Annotated in this window: 20 protein-coding genes, 2 pseudogenes and 1 riboswitch; of the genes and pseudogenes, 13 read left to right on the forward strand and 9 right to left on the reverse strand. The window is 71.8% G+C overall.

Features of this window, described 5'->3' with window-relative positions; genetic code table 11:
* The first annotated feature begins 235 nt into the window (after positions 1–235).
* Complete coding sequence (locus ACGF12_RS01520; RefSeq protein WP_393023794.1) at positions 236–1,936, forward strand: globin domain-containing protein; 1,701 nt, start codon at positions 236–238, stop codon at positions 1,934–1,936.
* Here ACGF12_RS01520 and ACGF12_RS01525 read toward each other — a convergent pair whose 3' ends face one another.
* Positions 1,937–2,479 carry an NUDIX domain-containing protein gene (locus tag ACGF12_RS01525; protein ID WP_387620923.1) on the reverse strand — a complete coding sequence of 181 codons (543 nt, stop codon included), beginning with the start codon at positions 2,477–2,479 and terminating at the stop codon, positions 1,937–1,939.
* A 188-nt stretch (positions 2,480–2,667) separates the two neighbouring features.
* Positions 2,668–3,048, reverse strand: a complete 381-nt coding sequence (locus ACGF12_RS01530; RefSeq protein WP_393023797.1) for a phage holin family protein — start codon at positions 3,046–3,048, stop codon at positions 2,668–2,670.
* A 108-nt stretch (positions 3,049–3,156) separates the two neighbouring features.
* Here ACGF12_RS01530 and ACGF12_RS01535 point away from each other — a divergent pair, with 108 nt between their 5' ends.
* The 4 genes from ACGF12_RS01535 to thiC all read left to right on the forward strand — a co-directional run bounded on the left by ACGF12_RS01535 (position 3,157) and on the right by thiC (position 6,665).
* Complete coding sequence (locus ACGF12_RS01535) at positions 3,157–3,474, forward strand: cupin domain-containing protein (RefSeq protein ID WP_393023800.1); 318 nt, start codon at positions 3,157–3,159, stop codon at positions 3,472–3,474.
* Between the two features lie 17 nt (positions 3,475–3,491).
* Positions 3,492–4,163, forward strand: coding sequence for a thiaminase II (tenA, locus tag ACGF12_RS01540; RefSeq protein WP_393023802.1), 672 nt, complete (start codon positions 3,492–3,494; stop codon positions 4,161–4,163).
* Positions 4,164–4,357: 194 nt separating this feature from the next.
* A complete protein-coding gene (locus tag ACGF12_RS01545) occupies positions 4,358–4,558 on the forward strand; it encodes a DUF5326 family protein (RefSeq protein WP_380608924.1) in 201 nt (66 codons plus the stop codon).
* 162 nt (positions 4,559–4,720) lie between these two features.
* A riboswitch (TPP riboswitch) is annotated at positions 4,721–4,856 on the forward strand.
* On the forward strand, positions 4,851–6,665 hold the full coding sequence (gene thiC / locus ACGF12_RS01550) for a phosphomethylpyrimidine synthase ThiC (protein WP_393023806.1): 1,815 nt from the start codon (positions 4,851–4,853) through the stop codon (positions 6,663–6,665). (Overlaps the previous riboswitch by 6 nt.)
* Positions 6,666–6,731: 66 nt before the next feature.
* On the opposite strand, the gene ACGF12_RS01555 is transcribed toward thiC, so the two are convergent.
* Positions 6,732–8,123, reverse strand: a complete 1,392-nt coding sequence (locus tag ACGF12_RS01555) for an FAD-binding oxidoreductase (RefSeq protein WP_393023809.1) — start codon at positions 8,121–8,123, stop codon at positions 6,732–6,734.
* 473 nt (positions 8,124–8,596) lie between these two features.
* Between ACGF12_RS01555 and ACGF12_RS01560 the strand changes: the two are divergent.
* Positions 8,597–8,863, forward strand: a pseudogene (locus tag ACGF12_RS01560) (SRPBCC domain-containing protein); the annotation flags it as partial.
* 33 nt (positions 8,864–8,896) lie between these two features.
* Here ACGF12_RS01560 and ACGF12_RS01565 read toward each other — a convergent pair.
* The 3 genes and pseudogenes from ACGF12_RS01565 to ACGF12_RS01575 form a co-directional block, all read right to left on the reverse strand.
* Positions 8,897–9,574, reverse strand: a pseudogene (locus ACGF12_RS01565) (alpha/beta fold hydrolase); the annotation flags it as partial.
* Between the two features lie 19 nt (positions 9,575–9,593).
* Positions 9,594–10,040 (reverse strand): SRPBCC family protein, encoded by a 447-nt coding sequence (locus tag ACGF12_RS01570; protein ID WP_393023812.1) that lies wholly within the window; start codon positions 10,038–10,040, stop codon positions 9,594–9,596.
* Between the two features lie 17 nt (positions 10,041–10,057).
* Complete coding sequence (locus ACGF12_RS01575; protein ID WP_393023815.1) at positions 10,058–10,414, reverse strand: VOC family protein; 357 nt, start codon at positions 10,412–10,414, stop codon at positions 10,058–10,060.
* 110 nt (positions 10,415–10,524) lie between these two features.
* Between ACGF12_RS01575 and ACGF12_RS01580 the strand changes: the two genes are divergently transcribed.
* From ACGF12_RS01580 to ACGF12_RS01595, 4 genes are all read left to right on the forward strand, one after another.
* Positions 10,525–11,349, forward strand: a complete 825-nt coding sequence (locus tag ACGF12_RS01580; protein ID WP_393023818.1) for a helix-turn-helix domain-containing protein — start codon at positions 10,525–10,527, stop codon at positions 11,347–11,349.
* Positions 11,350–11,360: 11 nt separating this feature from the next.
* The gene (locus ACGF12_RS01585; RefSeq protein WP_393023821.1) at positions 11,361–11,489 is read left to right on the forward strand and encodes a hypothetical protein; all 129 of its coding nucleotides are present in this window, start codon (positions 11,361–11,363) and stop codon (positions 11,487–11,489) included.
* Between the two features lie 125 nt (positions 11,490–11,614).
* Positions 11,615–12,580 (forward strand): hypothetical protein, encoded by a 966-nt coding sequence (locus ACGF12_RS01590; protein ID WP_393023824.1) that lies wholly within the window; start codon positions 11,615–11,617, stop codon positions 12,578–12,580.
* Positions 12,581–12,767: 187 nt separating this feature from the next.
* A complete protein-coding gene (locus ACGF12_RS01595; protein ID WP_393023827.1) occupies positions 12,768–12,920 on the forward strand; it encodes a thiamine biosynthesis protein ThiC in 153 nt (50 codons plus the stop codon).
* 336 nt (positions 12,921–13,256) lie between these two features.
* On the opposite strand, the gene ACGF12_RS01600 is transcribed toward ACGF12_RS01595, so the two are convergent.
* Positions 13,257–13,643, reverse strand: a complete 387-nt coding sequence (locus ACGF12_RS01600) for a VOC family protein (protein WP_380608927.1) — start codon at positions 13,641–13,643, stop codon at positions 13,257–13,259.
* A 134-nt stretch (positions 13,644–13,777) separates the two neighbouring features.
* Here ACGF12_RS01600 and ACGF12_RS01605 point away from each other — a divergent pair, with 134 nt between their 5' ends.
* Entirely contained in the window at positions 13,778–14,677 is a 900-nt protein-coding gene (locus ACGF12_RS01605) for a LysR family transcriptional regulator (protein ID WP_393023831.1), read from the forward strand.
* A 9-nt stretch (positions 14,678–14,686) separates the two neighbouring features.
* On the opposite strand, the gene ACGF12_RS01610 is transcribed toward ACGF12_RS01605, so the two are convergent.
* Both ACGF12_RS01610 and ACGF12_RS01615 read right to left on the reverse strand, forming a co-directional pair.
* Positions 14,687–15,235, reverse strand: coding sequence for a hypothetical protein (locus ACGF12_RS01610; protein WP_393023834.1), 549 nt, complete (start codon positions 15,233–15,235; stop codon positions 14,687–14,689).
* Between the two features lie 130 nt (positions 15,236–15,365).
* On the reverse strand, positions 15,366–16,202 hold the full coding sequence (locus ACGF12_RS01615) for a helix-turn-helix domain-containing protein (protein ID WP_393023837.1): 837 nt from the start codon (positions 16,200–16,202) through the stop codon (positions 15,366–15,368).
* A gap of 101 nt (positions 16,203–16,303) precedes the next feature.
* On the opposite strand from ACGF12_RS01615, the gene ACGF12_RS01620 reads away from it, so the two are divergent.
* On the forward strand, positions 16,304–16,900 hold the full coding sequence (locus ACGF12_RS01620) for an NADPH-dependent FMN reductase (protein WP_393023840.1): 597 nt from the start codon (positions 16,304–16,306) through the stop codon (positions 16,898–16,900).
* A 13-nt stretch (positions 16,901–16,913) separates the two neighbouring features.
* Positions 16,914–17,882, forward strand: a complete 969-nt coding sequence (locus tag ACGF12_RS01625) for an aldo/keto reductase (RefSeq protein ID WP_393023843.1) — start codon at positions 16,914–16,916, stop codon at positions 17,880–17,882.
* The last annotated feature ends 7 nt before the right edge of the window (positions 17,883–17,889 follow it).

The raw sequence follows: 17,889 nt of genomic DNA on the forward strand, positions 1-17,889 counted from the left end.
CAGGGCGGGGGCCTGATCAGGGCGGGGTCGCCCTGGGTGTGCTGCTCGGCACTCAGGGCGACCGCCGATCGAGCGAGAGTAGCGCGTTCCCGGGCCGGGTGTCCGGGCTTCGCGTGATTCGTCGGATGAGCAGTTCGGGCGTGCCACGCTGCCTAGGCGTCAGCAGAGACAAGCCAGGTGGTGGCGCAGGCCGGCCGGAGGCGAAACGATTCTCTTGGGTACTCGAAACGTAGCGGTGAAGTCCCGCAGAACACTCCTGATCCGCACCGGGCACGGCTCGGCGGGGGCCGCCTCCGTCCCGGGCCTGTCGCAGCTGCCGCCCGACCCGGCGGTGGAGCAGGCCCCGATCGAGGCGCAGTCCGTCCTGCCGCCGATGCCGCTGGACCCGCCGGACCTCCCCCCGCTGGTCGCGGCGGACGCGCCGACGGCCGTCCTGCCACCAGCGACGGACCTCGCGGAGCCGCCCGCGCTCGGAGCCGCGCCCGTCATGAGCCCTGCGCCCGTCATGAGCCCCGCCCATCCGGTGATCCCGGACCCGCCCGCCCAGCCGCCGGCCGTCCCCGCGCCGAGCTACCCCGAGCCGCCCTCGACCACCGGCACCGCCTTCGCCTTCCAGCCCCTGTTCGCCGATGCTCCCAGTCTCAACTGGGCTGGAGCTGGCGACAGTTGGAGCGAGGCCTGGGCCGCGCAGCCGTCCGCCCGGCACCTCCCGGCCGAGTTCCCCTCCGCACAGATCGGCCCGGGACAGGTCGGCCCGGCACAGGTCGGCGCCACGCAGAGCAGCCCCGCCGCCGAGCTTCCCCTGACCGCACGGGACATCGAGCTGATCCGGGCCAGCCTCGCGGTGGTCGAGCCGGTCGCCGACCGGGCCACCGCGCACTTCTACGCGCTGCTCTTCCTGAACCACCCCGAGGTCCGCTCGCTCTTCCCGGCCGCCATGGACGTCCAGCGCGACCGGCTGTTCCGCGCCCTGCTGTCCGCCGCCCGCGGCGCCGAGGACCCGGCGGCGCTGCGCGCCGGGCTGAGCGCGCTCGGCCGCGGTCATCGCCGCTACGGCACCCTGACCGGCCACTACGCCCCGGTGGGGGAGTGCCTGGTGCAGGCGCTGGCCAGGTACGCGGGCGGCCGCTGGGACGCCGACACCGAGCTGGCCTGGCGCCGGGCCTACCGGCTGATCTCCACCATCATGATCGAGGCCGCCGAGGAGGCCGCCCGCACCTCGCCGCCCTGGTGGCAGGGCGAGGTGGTCCGGCACGAGCGCCGCACCCGGGACGTCGCGGTGGTCACCGTCCGCCCGGACCAGGTGTACCCGTTCCGGGCCGGCCAGTACTGCAGCCTGGAGACGCCTTGGTGGCCGCGGGTCTGGCGGCACTACTCCTTCGCCGCCGCGCCCCGCCCGGACGGGCTGCTGACCTTCCACGTCAAGGCCGTCCAGGCGGGCTGGGTGAGCAACGCGCTGGTGCACCGGGCCGCGCCCGGGGACGTGCTGCGACTGGGCCCGGCGGCCGGCGAGATGGCCGTCGACCACAGCGCCGGCGCCGATCTGCTCTGCCTCGGCGGCGGCACCGGCATCGCGCCGATCCGCGCCCTGGTCGAGGAGGCGGCCGAGCACGGCGTGTCCGGCCGCAGTGTCGAGGTGTTCTACGGGGCCCGCCGCACCGTCGACTTGTACGCGCTGGACGGGCTGCGCGAGCTGGCCGCCCGCAACCCCTGGCTGACCGTGCGGCCGGTGCTGTCCGGCGCCGGGTCGGGCGAGGGCGCGCTGACCGGTGAACTTCCCGAGGTGGTGGGCCGGTTCGGCTCCTGGGCGGGCCGCGACGCGGTGCTCAGCGGGCCGCCCGCGATGGTCCGCCGCGGCGTCGAGGCACTGCTGCGGGCGGGCGTGCCGGCCGGGCGGATCCAGCACGACCTGGTGGGAGACCTGGCTTCCCGGTGATCACCCCAGGTCGGGTGCGAGGAGCGCGCGGATGCCCTCGATGTTGGCCGCCAGGTACGCCCGCAGCTTGGGCGGGACGACGTTCACCGAGGTCACGCCCTCGCGGGTGAACGGCAGCCGGACCACCTCGTACTCGCCGTTCGGGTCCGACACCTCGGGCCCGTGCCGGCGGCTGAGGTCCATCGAGGCCAGTCGGCAGACGAAGAAGTGCTGCACCTTGACCCCGTGCGGGTGCAGCAGGGTGCCGTCGTCGTGGTGGGTGTGGCTGATGGTGTCGACGAAGGCGGGCACCACGTCCACGACCTTGCCGCCGAGTTCCTCGTCCACCTCGCGGTGCAGCGCCTCGACGACCGTCCGGTCGTCGCGCTCGACCCCGCCGCCGGGGGTGATCCAGTACGGGTGCGCCGCCCCGGGCCGGACCCGCCGGATCAGCACGATCGAGGCCGGGCCGTGCGGATCGTCCGGGTCCAGCTCCAGCAGGATCGCCCGGGCCGTGCGCTTGACGACCGGGCGCGGTGGCGGGGTTCGGTTGTCGGGGCCCATGGTGACCTCCGGGGCTGGAGCGTTGTGCGGGAGTCTCCCGCGCCGGGCGGGGATCGAAACGCCGACCGCTCGGGTGCATCCGTTCGGCGTTCCGAACGACGAAGGGGCCCGGACCGGGTGGAGCCACCCGGGCACGGGCCCCTTTCGCATCCGTGCGCGGGCCGCTTCGGATCCGCGCACGGCGGCGGTCAGTCGTCGTCCAGGGCCAGGTGCAGGCCCCAGGCGACCAGGCTGATGATCAGCGAACCGACCAGTGCGGACCCGAAGTTGACCACGTGGAAGTCCAGCGACAGCTTGGTGGACGCCCAGGAGGTCAGCAGCAGCATCAGGGCGTTGATCACGAAGGTGATCAGGCCGAGCGTGAGGATGAACAGCGGGAGCGAGAACAGCTTCACCACCGGCTTGATCAGCCAGTTGATGACGCCGAAGACCACGGCGACGGCGAGCACCGTCATGGCCTTGTGCTGCCAGTCGGCCTTGCCCTCACCGAGCTGGATGCCGCTGACGATCCAGGCGGCGACCCAGATGGCCGCCGCGTTGATCAGTGTCTTGATGACGAAACCCTTCATGCGGCCCAAGCCTGGCAGGCGCCCGGCCCGGGGGGAAGCTCCCGTCGGACGAGTTGGTGTTGAATGCACCTGGTCCACGCGGTGTACGGACGAGGGAGGACGGCAGCGGTGAAGCTGTTCCGGCTGGACGAACTGGACGCCGAGCGGGCGGCCAACGAGGGCGCGTACCTGCGCTTCCTGCGCGAGCCGCGGATGTCCGCCGGGCTGTACGCGCTCTCCCCCGGCGACACCGACCCGCAGACCGCGCACGAGCAGGACGAGATCTACCAGGTGATCAGCGGCCGCGCCGAGCTGACCGTCGGCGCCGAGACCGCGACCGTCGCGCGCGGCACCGTGGTGTACGTGCCGGCCGGCACCCCGCACAGGTTCCACCACATCACCGAGGAGCTGCGGGTGCTGGTGGTGTTCTCCCCGCCGGAGGACTGAGCGCTTAGGGTCGCAGCATGAGCACCAGGACCCTGACCGAGGAACTCTGGGCGTCGATCGAGCCGGTCTACGCCGAGATCCTCGCCCACCCCTTCATCGGCGGCCTCACCGACGGCACCCTGCCGCGCGAGGCCTTCCGCCACTTCGTCGTCCAGGACTCGCACTACCTGCGCGACTACGCCCGCGCGCTCGCCGTCTGCGCCGCCAAGGCACCCGGCGAGGCGGACGTCCGGGCCTTCGCCGACGACGCGGTCGGCGCGCTGGCCGCGGAGCAGGGCATGCACGCCGAGTTCCTCACGGCCTTCGGCGGCACCGCCGAGGAGGCCGCCGCCGAGCCGGTGCTGCCCACCACCCGGGCCTACACCAGCTACCTGCTGGCCACCGTCTACGGCGGGTCCTTCGCCGAGGCGCTCGGCGCGGTGCTGCCCTGCTACTGGATCTACGCCCGGGTCGGCGAGGCGCTACTCGCCCAGGGCTCCCCCGACCCGCTGTACGCCAAGTGGATCGCCACCTACGGCGACGAGGCCTTCCAGTCCGTGGTGCGCCGGGTGCTGGCGCTCACCGACCGGCTCGGCGGGGAGCTGTCCGCGGCCGAACGCCGCAAGGTGGTCGAGCACTTCAGGACCACCTCGCGCTACGAGTGGATGTTCTGGGACGCCGCCTGGCGCGGGGAGCGCTGGCCGGTCTGACCCCCGTCCGGGGGCGCCCCACCCGGTCGGTCTCGGGGGTCTCCCCGGGGGTGGGGATCGGGGTGATCTCGGGGTTCTCTCCGGGCCGTTGGGCCTCGTTCCGGGGCTGCGGCCACCGTACGATCGAAGCATCGAAAGCAAGCGGGATGCGGCACCGAGTCGGCGGCCGGCCCGAGGGGAGAAGAGGAACCGACATGGCTGAGCTCTGGAAGTCGCTGCCCTCCTGGGTGCGCAACATCGTCATCCCGGTGCTGGTCCTGGTGCTGGCCTGGAACATCATCGCCTTCGTCTTCGGCGTGGTCGGTGCCCTGCTGAGCATCCTGATCAAGCTGCTGGTCGTGGTGGGCATCGCGGCCGCCGTGGTGATCCTGGTGAAGAAGGCCGCGAAGAGCTGAATCCGCTCCGCCGCGCGGACCGCGGCGGAGCACCCCGGAGGCCCGGCACCCCGTGAGCGGGGGCCGGGCCTCGGCCTTTTCGGCCGGATATTCGGTGCGGGGGCCTTCTGGACCTGCGGCGATCGGCTCGCTACCGTGTTGGGCGTCATGTGCAGGCAACACCGCCTGCGACGCGGGAGCTCGGAGCACCGGGCTGAGAGGGCGCTGACCGGAACGTCGACGGACGGACCGACGGCTGCGTCGACCGCAGGAACCTGGACCGGGTAATGCCGGCGTAGGGAGTAGAGGTCAGATGACCACGTTCGAAGCACAGCCGCAGTCTGCCCAGAGCACCCCCAGCAGCGAGCGCACCGGCTACCCGACCCCGGCCTGGCGCAAGGCCTACCGGGACGGGTCCCGCCCGGACCTGCGGGTGCCCTACCGCGAGGTGCAGCTCACCAACGGCAGGACCGTGCCGCTGTACGACACCTCCGGCCCGTACACCGACCCGGCCTACGAGCCCGACGTGCGGCGCGGCCTGCCCGCCCTGCGCGACTCCTGGATCCGCCAGCGCGGCGACGTCGAGGAGTACGACGGCCGCGAGGCGCGCCCCGAGGACGACGGGATCAAGCACACCTCGCCGCGCGGCGGCAACCTGCGCAACCTGGACGCCGTCTTCCCCGGCCGCCCGCGCCGCCCGCTGCGCGGTCGCGGCGGTGTGGCCGTCACTCAACTCGCTTACGCCAAGCGGGGCGTGGTGACGCCGGAGATGGAGTTCGTGGCGCTGCGCGAGGGGCTGGAGCCCGAGTTCGTGCGCGACGAGGTGGCCCGCGGCCGCGCCGTCATCCCGGTGAACGTGAACCACCCCGAGGTGGAGCCGGCCATCATCGGCACCAACTTCCTGGTGAAGATCAACGCCAACATCGGCAACTCCGCCGTGACCTCCTCGATCGAGGAGGAGGTGGAGAAGATGACCTGGGCCACCCGCTGGGGCGCCGACACCGTCATGGACCTCTCCACCGGCCGCAACATCCACACCACCCGCGAGTGGATCCTGCGCAACTCCCCCGTGCCGATCGGCACCGTGCCGCTCTACCAGGCGCTGGAGAAGGTGGACGGCAGGGCCGAGGACCTGACCTGGGAGGTCTACCGGGACACCATCATCGAGCAGTGCGAGCAGGGCGTCGACTACATGACCGTCCACGCCGGGGTGCTGCTGCGGTACGTCCCGCTCACCGCGCGCCGCAAGACCGGCATCGTCTCGCGCGGCGGCTCGATCATGGCCGCGTGGTGCCTGGCGCACCACAAGGAGAACTTCCTCTACACCAACTTCGAGGAACTCTGCGACATCCTGGCGAGCTACGACGTCACCTTCTCGCTCGGTGACGGCCTGCGCCCCGGCTCGATCGCGGACGCCAACGACGAGGCGCAGTTCGCCGAGCTGCAGACCCTCGGCGAGCTGGGCCGGATCGCCCGCGAGCGCGACGTCCAGGTGATGATCGAGGGCCCGGGCCACGTCCCGATGCACAAGATCAAGGAGAACATGGATCTCCAGAAGGAGATCTGCGACGAGGCGCCGTTCTACACCCTCGGCCCCCTCACCACCGACGTCGCCCCCGGCTACGACCACATCACCTCGGGCATCGGCGCCGCGATGATCGCCTGGTGGGGCACCGCGATGCTCTGCTACGTCACCCCCAAGGAGCACCTGGGCCTGCCCAACCGGGACGACGTCAAGACCGGCGTGATCACCTACAAGATCGCCGCCCACGCCGCCGACCTCGCCAAGGGCCACCCCGGCGCCCAGGCCTGGGACGACGCCCTCTCCGACGCCCGCTTCGAGTTCCGCTGGGAGGACCAGTTCAACCTGGCCCTCGACCCGGAGACCGCTCGCGACTTCCACGACGAGACCCTCCCCGCCGAACCCGCCAAGACGGCCCACTTCTGCTCGATGTGCGGCCCGAAGTTCTGCTCGATGAAGATCAGTCAAAAGATCCGCGACGAGCACGGCGACGGGTCGACGGCCGTCTCCAGCGAGTTCGACGCCGACGCCGAGGCCGGCATGCAGGCCATGTCCGAGGAGTTCAAGGCCCAGGGCAGCCGGGTCTACCTCCCGCTGGCCGACTGACAGTCAGAAGCGCCGACCCCGTGCTCCACGCTCCGGGTCGGCGCTTCGCCGTCTCGGCGGCCGTCGTCATCCGGCCGCGCTCGTGGTCCAAGGCCGGATGTTGTGGTTGACGTGGAAGAGGTTGTCGGGGTCGTAGGTCTGCTTGACGGCGACCAGACGGGCGTAGTTGTCGCGGTAGTCGGCGGTCACCCGGTGCTGGTCGTCGGCACTCACGAAGTTGACGTAGCCGCCGGCAGCGGAGTGCGGTTCGAGGGCCGCGTAGTAGCCGCGCACCCATGCGATGTTGGCCTCGGAGTCGGCCGGGTCGGGCCAGGCGCCGACGATCACGGTGGCGAAGTTGGCGTCGCGGTAGGAGAAGGCCGTGCCGTCATGAGCAACCCGGTGGACGGCGCCGTTGAGCGGATAGACGTGGCAGGCCGAATTGACCGTCGGCACCCGCGGACCGTACGCGACGTGTGCGGCGATCGCCCCGTCGGTGAGCTCGGTGGAGAACGCGCCCTTCCAGTACTGGTGCAGCCCGGGCGGCAGCAGCGCGTCGAACATGCCCACAAGCGCCGGGTACGGCATCGGGCCGACCATCTCGGCGACCACGGGCGCCACCTCGCGGTACGGCCGCACAGCCCGCTCGGCCTCCTCCATCGGGCCGCTCCAGCAGGCGACCAGAATCGCGAAGGTGTCGCCGTGCCGGTCCGCCGGGATGAACGGCAGTGGGGGTGCGATCTGGAAGCCGGGAAAGACGCTCAGCTGCTCGGCGGCGTCGACGATGGCATCGCGGTAGAACCGCATGATCCCGGCCGTGTGTTCCAGCTCGTAGAGGATCAGCCCGGCATAGACGTCCTTGACGGGGGAGAGCCGGTACTCGAAGGAGGTCACCGCGCCGAAGTTGCCGCCCCCGCCGCGCAACGCCCAGAACAGGTCGGGGTGGCTCTGCTCGTCGACGACCAGGAACCGGCCGTCGGCCGTCACCAGGTCGACGGAGAGCAGGTTGTCGCAGGTCAGGCCCAGGCTGCGCGCCAGGTATCCGAAGCCGCCGCCGAGGGTGAGCCCGCCGACCCCGGTGGTGGAGATGATCCCGCCGGTGACGGCCAAGCCGAAGGGGTAGGTCGCCGCGTTGAGGTCCGCCAGGGTGGCCCCGCCCTCGACCCGGGCCGTCCGCCGTTCCGGGTCCACCCGGACACCGCGCATCCCCCCGAGATCGGCCACGATGCCGTCGTCGCAGGTCCCGTACCCCGGGGCGCTGTGTGACCCGCCGCGGACCGCCAGGTCCAGTGCGTTCTCCCGGGCGAAGTCCACCGCGGCCATGACATCGCCCGCGTTGGCGCACCGCACGACCACGGCCGGCTTGCGGTCGATCATGGCGTTGTAGACCCTGCGGGCCTCGTCGTAGTCCTCGTCGCCGGCAGTGACCACCGCACCGTGCACCCGGCCCGTCAACTCTTCAACCGTCTGTTTGCTCATGTGCGCTGCTCCTGCCGTGGGCCCCGCCCTGCCGGCGGAACGATCGGCGCACCTCGCCGACGGTCCCCGGTCGGCCACTTCTCACGCTACGCCGCGCTGGGGGACGGCCCCACCGGACGTGATGTGCGACCAACGACCGTCCGAGGAACGCGGCGCCCACCCGGTGGAGGACATGGAGCCGGCACCGGCCCCGGGAAACTCGTCGAAAAAACCTCCGCGAACAGCGATGAGTTCTCGATGCGGCCCCGGTCCACCCCTGTGAAAGCGACAACGCGACCATGGAGGAGACACCGAGATGACCGAGAACCTGGGCGAGCTGACTATCACCCGTGAGCTGGCGGGCACCCCGGCCGCTGCGTTCCAGGCGTACATCGACCCCGAGCAGTTCGTCCGCTTCTGGGGCCCGGTCGGCACCCATGTTCCGCTGGAGACCGTGACCATCGAGCCGAAGGCCGAAGGCCGACGGACGCTACGACAGCACCATGGTCATCGAGGCCACCGGCGACCGGTACCCGCTGAAGGCCGAGATCACCGACATCCGGCCCGGAGAGTTCTTCACGATGGTCGAGGAGGGCACGGGCATGCGCTCCACCCTCACCTTCACCGACCTCGGCGAGGGCCGCACCCGGGTGGTGCTGCACCAGAGCGACGTGCCGGCGATGTTCCGCGGCCCGGAGGCCGAGGCGGGGCTCAACTCCAGCTTCGGCCGCCTGGTCGAGCACCTCGCCGCCCAGCACTGACCGCCGGCGCTCGCCGTCTCCGCCTCGTCGTACCTAGCGGTCGGCGAGGAAGTCGAGCAGCTGGCGCGCCAGTTCCTCCGGCTGCTCCAGGTGCACGTCGTGGCCCGTGCCGCGAATGCTTGAGGCCACCGTGTCCGGGCGAAGGCGGAGCATCTCGCCCAGCTCGGCCGGCGGGATGATGCCGCGTTGCCCGAGTACGACGAGGGTCGGGCAGGCGACGCCGGCCCACTCCGCCCAGAAGGCGCGCCGGGCGTTCTCGGCGAGCGAGTCGACCATGACATCCCGGTCGAACCGCGGCCACCAGCCGTCGGCGCGCTGCTCCAGCCCGGCCGCCCAGCCGGCTCCGACCGGACCGCCGCCGAGGAAGTCGGCGGCGGTCTCGCGGGAGGGGAACGGGCAGGGCCAGGAGTCGAGCCAACCGCCCACCTCGGCCTGGACGCCGGGGCTCGCCGCGGCGGCCCCGGCCTCGATCAGGACGAGCGCGTCGACCTGATCGGGGTGGGCGGCGGCGGTGAGCATGGCGGTGTGACCGCCGAGTGACTGGCCGACCAGTACGGCCCCGCGCAGGCCGAGCGCGACCAGGACCGCCGCCGCGTCGGCGACGTAGGCGGCGCGCGAGACGTCGCCGGGCCGGCGTTCGCTGGCGCCGTGGCCGCGCTGGTCGACCGCGACCACGCGGTGATGGGGGCTCAGCCGTGCCGCGAGGGCGTCCCGGCGCTCAGTCGTCGCGTCATTGGGAGCGGGCCGACGTGCGGGTCGGTTCGGGCATGGGCGTCGTCGCGGCTTCCAGCGTGCGGCGGATGACCGCTGAGCCGTGTTCCACGAAGTCGGCGATCGGCGCAGCGAGAGTGTCCGGGAGGACGTCGGTGTGCCACACGAATCTCGTCCGGCCTTCGGCTTCCGGCAGGGCCTGCATGGAGGCGTGGTGGTGGGACGGATGGAGGCTTCCACCGATGACGGTGTAGGCGACCCGCCTCGTTTCGTGATCGAGGTCCACGAGCCGTTCGAGGACGATCGTGCCATCGGAGAAGGTGACGGTGCGGGTGTCCGAGCTCAGGCTGGTGTCGATGACGAACCCGGGTGCAAGCCGCTCGTGCACCGCGCCGTAGTCGCTGAGCACCGCCCATACCGCTTCGGGGTTGGCGTCGATGATGAATTCCTTGTGGATGGAGGCCATTGGCGATCAACTCCCGGTCAGGCGGCAGCGATGCAGAACAGGTGTCCTTCGGGATCGGCCAGAACGGTCCACTGGCCCTCCCCGGGTTGGAAGTCGGGCCTGGTCGCGCCCGCCGCGAGCAGTTCCTTGAGCGCGATCTCCGGATCGGCGACCTTGAAGTCGAGGTGGGCGTGCTTGGCGCTGTCCGGCCAGCCCGGCCCCTGGTAACCGGCAACCCGCTGGAACGCCAGCTGGATCGAGCCCTCGCCCAGGTAGACGAAGTCATCGTCGCCTTGGGCGATTTCCCAGCCGGTGAGCTTTCGGTAGAACTCGGCGAGTGCCCTGGGATCGGCACAGTCGATGGTGATTGCGGTGATCTCCGCGCGGACGGCCATGGACGGCTCCCTTCGTGCTGTCACCGCCTCAGCATCCGTCGCGGCGACCGCTTGGGTCTTGAAGATCCTTGCGGGCCGTTCTGTCGTACCCGGCCCGTACTGTCCGCAGCATGCTGTCTGTGTCGATGCTCGCTGCCGGGCCCGCGTTCACCATGGCGGCCGTGGGCTGCCGGTCGGACCACACCCGATGGTCGGAGCCAGAGGCCCGCGGCGATCACCGTTTGGTGCTGGTACGACGTGGAAGGTTTCGGCGGTGGGCCGATGGAACCGATGCCGATCTGGACCCGACCATGGCCTACCTGGGCGCTCCGGGTGAGGAAGAGCGCTTCGCCCACCCGGTCGGCGGCGACGTCTGCACGTCGGTCAGCTTCGACCCGTCCCTCCTGGGACGTCCGCTGGCAGCGACGACGGTGTACGTGGACGCGCGCGTCGATCTCGCCCACCGTCGCCTGTTGACCGCCGCAGGAACCGGCGACCTGGACTATGCGCTGACGGAGGAACTGCTTCGCCTTGTCGCGGCGGCGGCCGGCGGGCTGCCCCTGCGTACGGTGCCGGCCGATCGGGCTCTGGCCGCCGCGGCGCGTCAGGCGATCACCGAAGGGGCTCCGGAGGCCGCAGGGCTCTGCTCACTGGCCGCGCTGCTGGAAGTGTCGCCCTACCGGCTGAGCCGGGTGTTCTCGCGGGAGACGGGCGTCTCGCTGACCCGCTACCGCAACCGCGTGCGTGTCTCCCGGGCCATGGACCGAATCACTGAGGGCGAAGCGAGCCTGGCCGACCTGGCAGCACAGCTCGGCTTCGCCGACCAGGCTCACCTGACCCGCACCGTCCGCGAGCACGTGGGACACACCCCCACTGCGTTGCGCCGACTGCTCGCCCCCGGTTCGCGTGCGTCGCGGGCGGCCAGGAGCCGATCGGATGTGCTGGTTCCGGGCTGAAGTCGTCCTCGATGAATGAGAAGTTCGGCGGCGGTCAGGCCTCGCCGGAGTACGACGAGGCTGCTGTCGAGGGCATGAAGGCCATGTCCGAGGAGTTCAAGGCTCAGGGCAACCGGGTCCACCTCCCGCTGGCGGACTGACGCGGGGCGAGGACGAACGGGGCTGTGGGGCCTGTTGGCCGCCACAGCCCCGTGTCTTCGAGTGGCTGGTGGTCGACGGCCCGGGGGATCTTCATCCTGTGGTGGCGAGGCGCTAGCGTTCGCTCGTGACCGTGCTCAACGTGCTTTCGTTCGGTTTCCTTCCGACCGTCTCCTTCGACCAGGCCTATGGTGATCGCGAGCTCCGTGCCGCCGCCGATGCGCTGGTGAAACGTGGTGACTGGCGCCCTGCCCGGGACCTCCTACTTGCCAGTGACGGCGACTGGGCGGCGAAGGATCACCGGGTGCAGTACCTGTCCGACCGTGCCACCGGCAAAGCGGTGCTACGGGAGTGGGTTGAGGCGGAGCCGGAGAGCGGAGATCCTCTCGCCGTCCTCTCCCGGGCAGAAGTCGCGCGTGCCTGGGCCGTCCGCGGTGCCCGACGGGCGAAGTACGTCCAGAAGAGCGCCTGGCCGACCTTCTTCGAGATCCTTGGCCAGGCGGACGAACTGGCTGCGCTGGCGGGTGATCTGGCGCCGAACGACCCCACCTCGCGGGCGACTTCCGTGCTCATAGCCCGAGGGCTGCAGGTTTCCCGGCATGAGTTCGATGCGCGATGGGACGCCCTGGTCGCTCGGGACCCACTGCACTGGACCGGGCATCGTCAGGCTCTGCAATACCTGTGCGCCAAGTGGTTCGGCTCCCACAAGGAGATGTTCGAGTTCGCCAGGAACGCCGCGGAACGGGCGCCGGCCGGCCACCCGCTCGTGGTGCTCCCGCTGCTTGCCAACCTGGAGATGCGACTGGCCGACGGCAACGTGGGGCTGGGGTCTGCACTCTTCGGTACGGATCTGGCCCAGGTTCAGGAGCGCTGGATCGAGGCCGGGCCCGAGCTGCATCCGCGCGTCATCGCCGACCGTTCGCTGGTCGCGTTCTATCTGAGCCGTCTGGAGCGCCGCTCGGAGGCTGCGGCTCAATTTCGAGCCATGGGCCGCTGTGCATCCACGTCGGGCTGGCAGTACACCCTGTTTCCCCGGCAGGCCTTCCTCCGTGACCGTGCAGCAGCCCTGCGGCTCCTGGGGACTCGGCAGTGACTGGAGTCTTTCGACTGGCGGGCGTCGTGGCCGGTGGCAACCTCAGTTCCGTGGACGTTCTCAACCGGCTGAGCGACTGTCCGTGATCCGAGTGTTCAGGTGATCGGGTCGTCTCGCTGATGGTGGCCACACGCCAGCCCTTGGCGGACGGCACGTAAATGCTGGTTCCGGGCCGAAGTTGTCGTCGATGAAGATCTCCCAGAAGATCCGCGACGAGCACGGCGAGGGTTCGACGGCCGTCTCCAGCGAGTTCGACGCCGAGGCTCTGGCCGGCATGGCCGAGAAGTCGGCCGAGTTCGCGGCTCAGGGCAACCGGGTCTCCCCCCCGCTGGCCGACTGACGCAGGACAGCTGACACCTGAGCGCCGCCCCGAGAGCTTCCGCTTCTCGGGGCGGCGCTGCGTCGTTGCCGCGTCCTGGTGTCAGGTGGACGGGTTCAAGGCCGGGCCGGAAGAGCGCGGCCCAGGGCAACCGGGGCACCTTCCACTGGCGGAGCGAGCCGGGTCGGGCCTGGCCTACAGGTGCTCGGTCAGTTGCCCGGCTGCCCAGTCCGCCCGCTGGGCGTTGCTCCCGGCGGTCCGGTTCGCCCTGCGCTCCGTCCGCCCCGGGCGTCGCTGACGCGCTGTCCCGGCCCTCCCCTGTGGGGCCGGGACAGCGCCTTTTCCGGTGGTGGCCGTTCAGCTGGTGGCGTCCTGGGGGTACCAGCGGAGTTCGACGGTGTTGCCGTCCGGGTCCTGGACGTAGAGGGAGGTGGCGGTGCCGCGGGCGCCGTAGCGGGGGCCGGGGCCGTCGAGGACGGTGAAGACGCCGGAGTCGACGACCTCCTGCCAGTCGAGGGGCTCGACGGTGAGGCAGATGTGGTCGACGTTGGACTCGTGCCGGGGGCGGTGGAACAGGTCGATGATGGTCTCGGGGGTGACCCGGACGGACGGGAACGAGACCTTGCCGGCCCGCCACTCGTCGACCCGGACCGGCTCCAGGCCGAGGAGTCCGGTGTAGAAGGCGAGGGATCGCTCGATGTCGGCGACGTTGAGGACCAGGTGGTCGAGGGCGACGACGCGCATGGTGATCGGCTCCGGTGGGTGGGTTCGCTGGTGACGGGTTCAACGATCCTCCGAGCGGAGGAGATCATCAATGCCGGATCGCCGTACGATCGTTGAGCTGGACTAAACGGTTCGGGCTTGACGGCGGGGGAGACATGCTGGAGCGGCTGGAGATCGAGGTCTTCCTCGCGCTGACCGAGGAACTGCACTTCGGCCGGACCGCCGAGCGGCTGCGCCTCACCACCGGGCGGGTCAGCCAGGTGGTCAAGACCCTGGAGCGCCGGGTCGGCGGCCCGCTGTTCGAGCGCACCAGCCGGTCCGTCCGGCTCACCCCGGTCGGGCGGCAGCTGGCCGAGGACCTCGCTCCGGTGGTGGCCGCGCTGGAGGAGGCGCTGCGTCGGGCGGTGGACGCCAGTCGGGGGGTGACCGGCGAGCTGCGGGTCGCGTTCCTCGGGGAGTGGACGGCGCCGGTGCTGCTCAGGGCGGTGGCGCTGTTCGGCGAGCGCCACCCCGAGTGCCGGGTGGACGTCCGGGAGGTCCAGCTCTCCAACTCCCGCTCCAGTCTGGAGGACGGCTCGATCGACATCCTGGTCGCCTCCTACCCCTTCGACGGCATGACCACCGGCCCGGTCCTGCTCACCGAGCGGCGCGCCCTGGCGGTCCCGGCCGGGCACCCGCTGGCCGCGGAGGCCTCGGTGTCGCTCGAAGTGCTCGCCGACCACCCGGTGGTGCAGTACCCGGCGGTGACCTCGATCGGCTTCAAGCGTGACCGCACCCCCGACCGCACCCCGTCCGGCCGCCTCGTCCCCAAGGGCCCGTCCGGCGGGACCTTCTCCGAGATGCTCAGCCTGGTCGCCATGGGCCGGGGCGTCCTCCCGGTCGGCGAGCACTGCCGCCAGTACTACCCGCGCCCCGATCTCGCCTACGTCCCGATCCACGACGCCCCGCCGATCGAACGCGGCCTGATCTGGCGGACGGGCAACACCACCGCGCGGGTCCGCGAGTTCGCCCGGGCCGCGGCCGAGGTGGGCACCGGCGGTGCCGGACCGGGCTGACGGTAGGGCTCAACCCGCCGTGCGGCGGCGGTAGTAGTGCACGGTGAGGACGGCGAGCACCGGGCCCCAGGCGGCGAGGGGGAGGTAGCTGCCCCAGAAGGCGACGGTCTGCCAGCCGTGGGTGACGAGGCCGAGTCCGCGGTCGCCGCGGATGGTGAGGCCGCGGGCGAACATCACCATGGCGTACGGGAAGACCATCAGGATCGTCGCACCGAGGCCGGCCGGAATGACAACGGCGAGGACGGGGACGCGGCGGCCGCGCAGGGCGGGTATCCAGCGCGGCCAGACCTCGCCCCAGCGGCAGACCAGGCCGGTGCAGAGCAGTGCCAGGGCCTCGCTGACCACGCTGAGGGCGAGGATGTAGGCGGGGCCGCCGTCGAAGGAGGCCGGGTCCTGGCCTGGTGGGATCGGGCCGTGCTCGAGCAGCGGCAGGTCGAGGATGAAGCCGCCGATCCGCCAGAGACACGACGGCAGCACCAGGAGGGAGATCGCGTAGGCGGCCCGGACCGCCCAGCGGGGCGCCCCTTCGGCCGGTGTCCCGTGCAGTCGTGGGTTCATGCTGTCGCTTCCCGGTCTGGGCGGACGCGGTTCGTCCGTCGCTGCTCCGAGGATCACGGGAAGGCGTGGGGTGGGGCGTCCGCAGCCGGGGTGAACCGGCTCCCCCTGGCGGGGGATCCCGGCTCGGGCGTCAGGAGATGGCGCGCAGGCGGGTCGGGGCCGGCCGGGGCAACCGGTCGAGGTGGGCGGCGGTTTCGGGGTCGGCGGGGAGGAGGACCAGGAGCTGTTGGGCGTCGGCGGGGAACTCCAGGACCTCGCGGTGGAGCCGGAGTTCGGGGCCGGTCGGGTGGTGGATGCGCAACGGGCCGCGGCGGGGGACGAGTTGGTTGCCCAGGCGGCGGGTGAACTCGGGGCCGGCGACGGGGGCGAGTTCGGCACTGAGCCACTCGGCGCTCTCGGCGGAGGGGCCGAGCCAGAGGTCGAAGGCCTGTTCGTCGGCGATGTCGTCCCAGTCGGCGAAGAGGGCGCGGGCGCGGGGGTCGGTGAAGACGTAGCGGGTGAGGTTGGGGGCGGGGTGGTCGAGGAGGCCGGCGGCGCCGAGGACGGTGGCGTAGCCGGGGGTGTGGGCGAGGACGTCGCCGAGGCGGTTGGTGACGGCGGCGATGCCCGGTTCGAGCAGCCGGAGGGTGTCGCGGACGGTGGGGCGGACCTCGCGGGAGGGCGGGGCCGGGCGGACGTGGTCGGGGCAGGCGCCGCCGGTGATCTTCGCGAGGTAGCGCAGGTGGGTGCGCTCGGCGGGGTCGAGGCTGAGGGCGTCGGCGAGGGCGTTGACCACGGTGGTGGAGGGGTTGCGGTCGCGGCCCTGTTCCATCCGGGTGAGGTACTCGACGCTGATGCCCGCGCGGATCGCGAGGTCGGCGCGGCGCAGTCCGGGTGAGCGGCGGCGGCCGTGGTCGGGCAGGCCGAGTGTCTCGGGCTGGATGCTGTCGCGCTTGGCGCGGATGAAGTCCCCGAGTGGTGTGCCCATGTGACGATCGTACGGACCGGGGCGATGCGGAGGGTGGCCCTGCGAGGGCCAGCCTGGGCACGGTCTGGCTGTGCCTGCGGGGCGGGCCGAGAGTGGTGGCCATGGAGAAGAACACGCACAAGTTGGTCGTCCTGGTCAGCAGTGTCAGGGAGGGCCGGTTCGGCCCGGTGGTGTCCGCGTGGGTGGCCGAACAGGCCGCCGCGCACGGCGGGTTCGAGGTCGAGGTGGTCGATCTGGCAGAGGTGGACGTACCGCTGGCCCTGCCCGCCGCCTCGCCGAAGTTCGCGGGCGCCGACTACCCCCGCCCGGCCGGGATGGCGAAGCTGACCGGAGCCCTGGAGGGCGCGGACGCCGTCCTGATCGTCACCCCCGAGTACAACCACAGCTACCCCGCCTCGCTGAAGGCCGCCATCGACTGGCACTTCACCCAGTGGACGGCCAAGCCGGTCGCCTTCGTGAGCTACGGCGGAGCGGCCGGCGGCCGGCACGCGGTGCTGCACCCGGAGAACGTGCTGACCGAGCTGCACGCGGTGACCGTCCGGGACGGCCTGGCCTTCCCGAACTACTTCACCGCCTGGTCGGACGGCCGCCCGGACGACCCGCAGGCGGCCGGTTACGCCAAGGCCATGCTCGACCAACTGTCCTGGTGGGCGGGCGCGTTGAAGAACGCCCGGGCCGCCGCCCCGTACCCGGCCTGAGAAGGGGACGACGATGGAGTACGTGAAGCTCGGCGGCACCGAGCTGGAGGTCAGCCGGATCGCGCTCGGCTGCATGGGCTTCGGCGGCAGCGGCCGCGGGCACAACCCCTGGGCGCTGGACGAGGAGGCGGCCGCGCCGGTCTTCCGGCAGGCGGTGGAGCTCGGCATCACCTTCTGGGACACCGCCAACGTGTACGGCGGCGGCGCCTCCGAGGAGCTGGTGGGCCGCGCGGTGCGGCGGTACACCCGGCGCGAGGACGTCGTCCTGGCGACCAAGGCGGGCCTGCCGATGCACGACGGACCGGGCGGCTCGGGGCTGTCCCGGCGGGCGATCCTGGAGCAGGTCGACGGTTCGCTGGCCCGGCTCGGCACCGACCACCTGGACCTCTTCCAGCTGCACCGCTTCGACCCGGCGACCCCGGTCGAGGAGACCGTGGCGGCGCTGCGCGAGGTGGTGGCGGCCGGGAAGGTCCGGTACGTCGGGGCGTCCTCGATGTGGGCGTGGCGGTTCGCGAAGCTGCGGCACGCCGCGGCCCGGGACGGCGGTCCGGCCTTCGTGTCGATGCAGCACCAGTACAGCCTGGTGCAGCGCGAGGAGGAACGGGAGATGTTCCCGCTGCTCGCCGACCAGGGGGTGGGCAGCCTGGTGTGGTGCCCGCTGGCCTCGGGCCGGCTGGCCCGCCCGTACGGGCAGCCGACGGCCCGCTCGGCCGGGGACCAGGTGGCCGGGCGGTTCTTCGCGGACGTCGACCGGCCGATCGTGGACGCCGTGCAGTCCGTCGCCGAGGCCCGCGGGGTGCCGATGGCGCGGGTCGCGCTGGCCTGGGTGCTGGGCAATCCGGTGGTCACCGCCCCGATCGTCGGCGCCACCCGCCCGGGCCACCTCGACGACGCGGTGGCCGCGTTGGACGTCCGGCTGACCGGGGCGGAGGTGACGGCGCTGGAGGCGTCGTACACGCCCCGGCTGCCGACCGGCTTCTGAGCTTCTG

It is taken from the genome of Kitasatospora sp. NPDC048296 (assembly GCF_043201815.1).
In the GTDB taxonomy this organism is placed as follows: Bacteria; Actinomycetota; Actinomycetes; order Streptomycetales; family Streptomycetaceae; genus Kitasatospora.

Excerpts from the sequence above, each read along its gene's own strand:
- ACGF12_RS01570 (WP_393023812.1), bottom strand. The coding sequence starts at position 10,040 with ATGGCCTCCATCCACAAGGAATTCATCATCGACGCCAACCCCGAAGCG.
- ACGF12_RS01585 (WP_393023821.1), top strand. The coding sequence starts at position 11,361 with ATGAATGAGAAGTTCGGCGGCGGTCAGGCCTCGCCGGAGTACGACGAG.
- ACGF12_RS01595 (WP_393023827.1), top strand. The coding sequence starts at position 12,768 with ATGAAGATCTCCCAGAAGATCCGCGACGAGCACGGCGAGGGTTCGACG.
- ACGF12_RS01610 (WP_393023834.1), bottom strand. The coding sequence starts at position 15,235 with ATGAACCCACGACTGCACGGGACACCGGCCGAAGGGGCGCCCCGCTGG.
- ACGF12_RS01525 (WP_387620923.1), bottom strand. The coding sequence starts at position 2,479 with ATGGGCCCCGACAACCGAACCCCGCCACCGCGCCCGGTCGTCAAGCGC.
- ACGF12_RS01545 (WP_380608924.1), top strand. The coding sequence starts at position 4,358 with ATGGCTGAGCTCTGGAAGTCGCTGCCCTCCTGGGTGCGCAACATCGTC.
- ACGF12_RS01605 (WP_393023831.1), top strand. The coding sequence starts at position 13,778 with ATGCTGGAGCGGCTGGAGATCGAGGTCTTCCTCGCGCTGACCGAGGAA.
- tenA (WP_393023802.1), top strand. The coding sequence starts at position 3,492 with ATGAGCACCAGGACCCTGACCGAGGAACTCTGGGCGTCGATCGAGCCG.
- ACGF12_RS01625 (WP_393023843.1), top strand. The coding sequence starts at position 16,914 with ATGGAGTACGTGAAGCTCGGCGGCACCGAGCTGGAGGTCAGCCGGATC.
- thiC (WP_393023806.1), top strand. The coding sequence starts at position 4,851 with ATGACCACGTTCGAAGCACAGCCGCAGTCTGCCCAGAGCACCCCCAGC.
- ACGF12_RS01600 (WP_380608927.1), bottom strand. The coding sequence starts at position 13,643 with ATGCGCGTCGTCGCCCTCGACCACCTGGTCCTCAACGTCGCCGACATC.
- ACGF12_RS01580 (WP_393023818.1), top strand. The coding sequence starts at position 10,525 with ATGCTGTCTGTGTCGATGCTCGCTGCCGGGCCCGCGTTCACCATGGCG.
- ACGF12_RS01620 (WP_393023840.1), top strand. The coding sequence starts at position 16,304 with ATGGAGAAGAACACGCACAAGTTGGTCGTCCTGGTCAGCAGTGTCAGG.
- ACGF12_RS01575 (WP_393023815.1), bottom strand. The coding sequence starts at position 10,414 with ATGGCCGTCCGCGCGGAGATCACCGCAATCACCATCGACTGTGCCGAT.
- ACGF12_RS01555 (WP_393023809.1), bottom strand. The coding sequence starts at position 8,123 with ATGAGCAAACAGACGGTTGAAGAGTTGACGGGCCGGGTGCACGGTGCG.
- ACGF12_RS01530 (WP_393023797.1), bottom strand. The coding sequence starts at position 3,048 with ATGAAGGGTTTCGTCATCAAGACACTGATCAACGCGGCGGCCATCTGG.
- ACGF12_RS01615 (WP_393023837.1), bottom strand. The coding sequence starts at position 16,202 with ATGGGCACACCACTCGGGGACTTCATCCGCGCCAAGCGCGACAGCATC.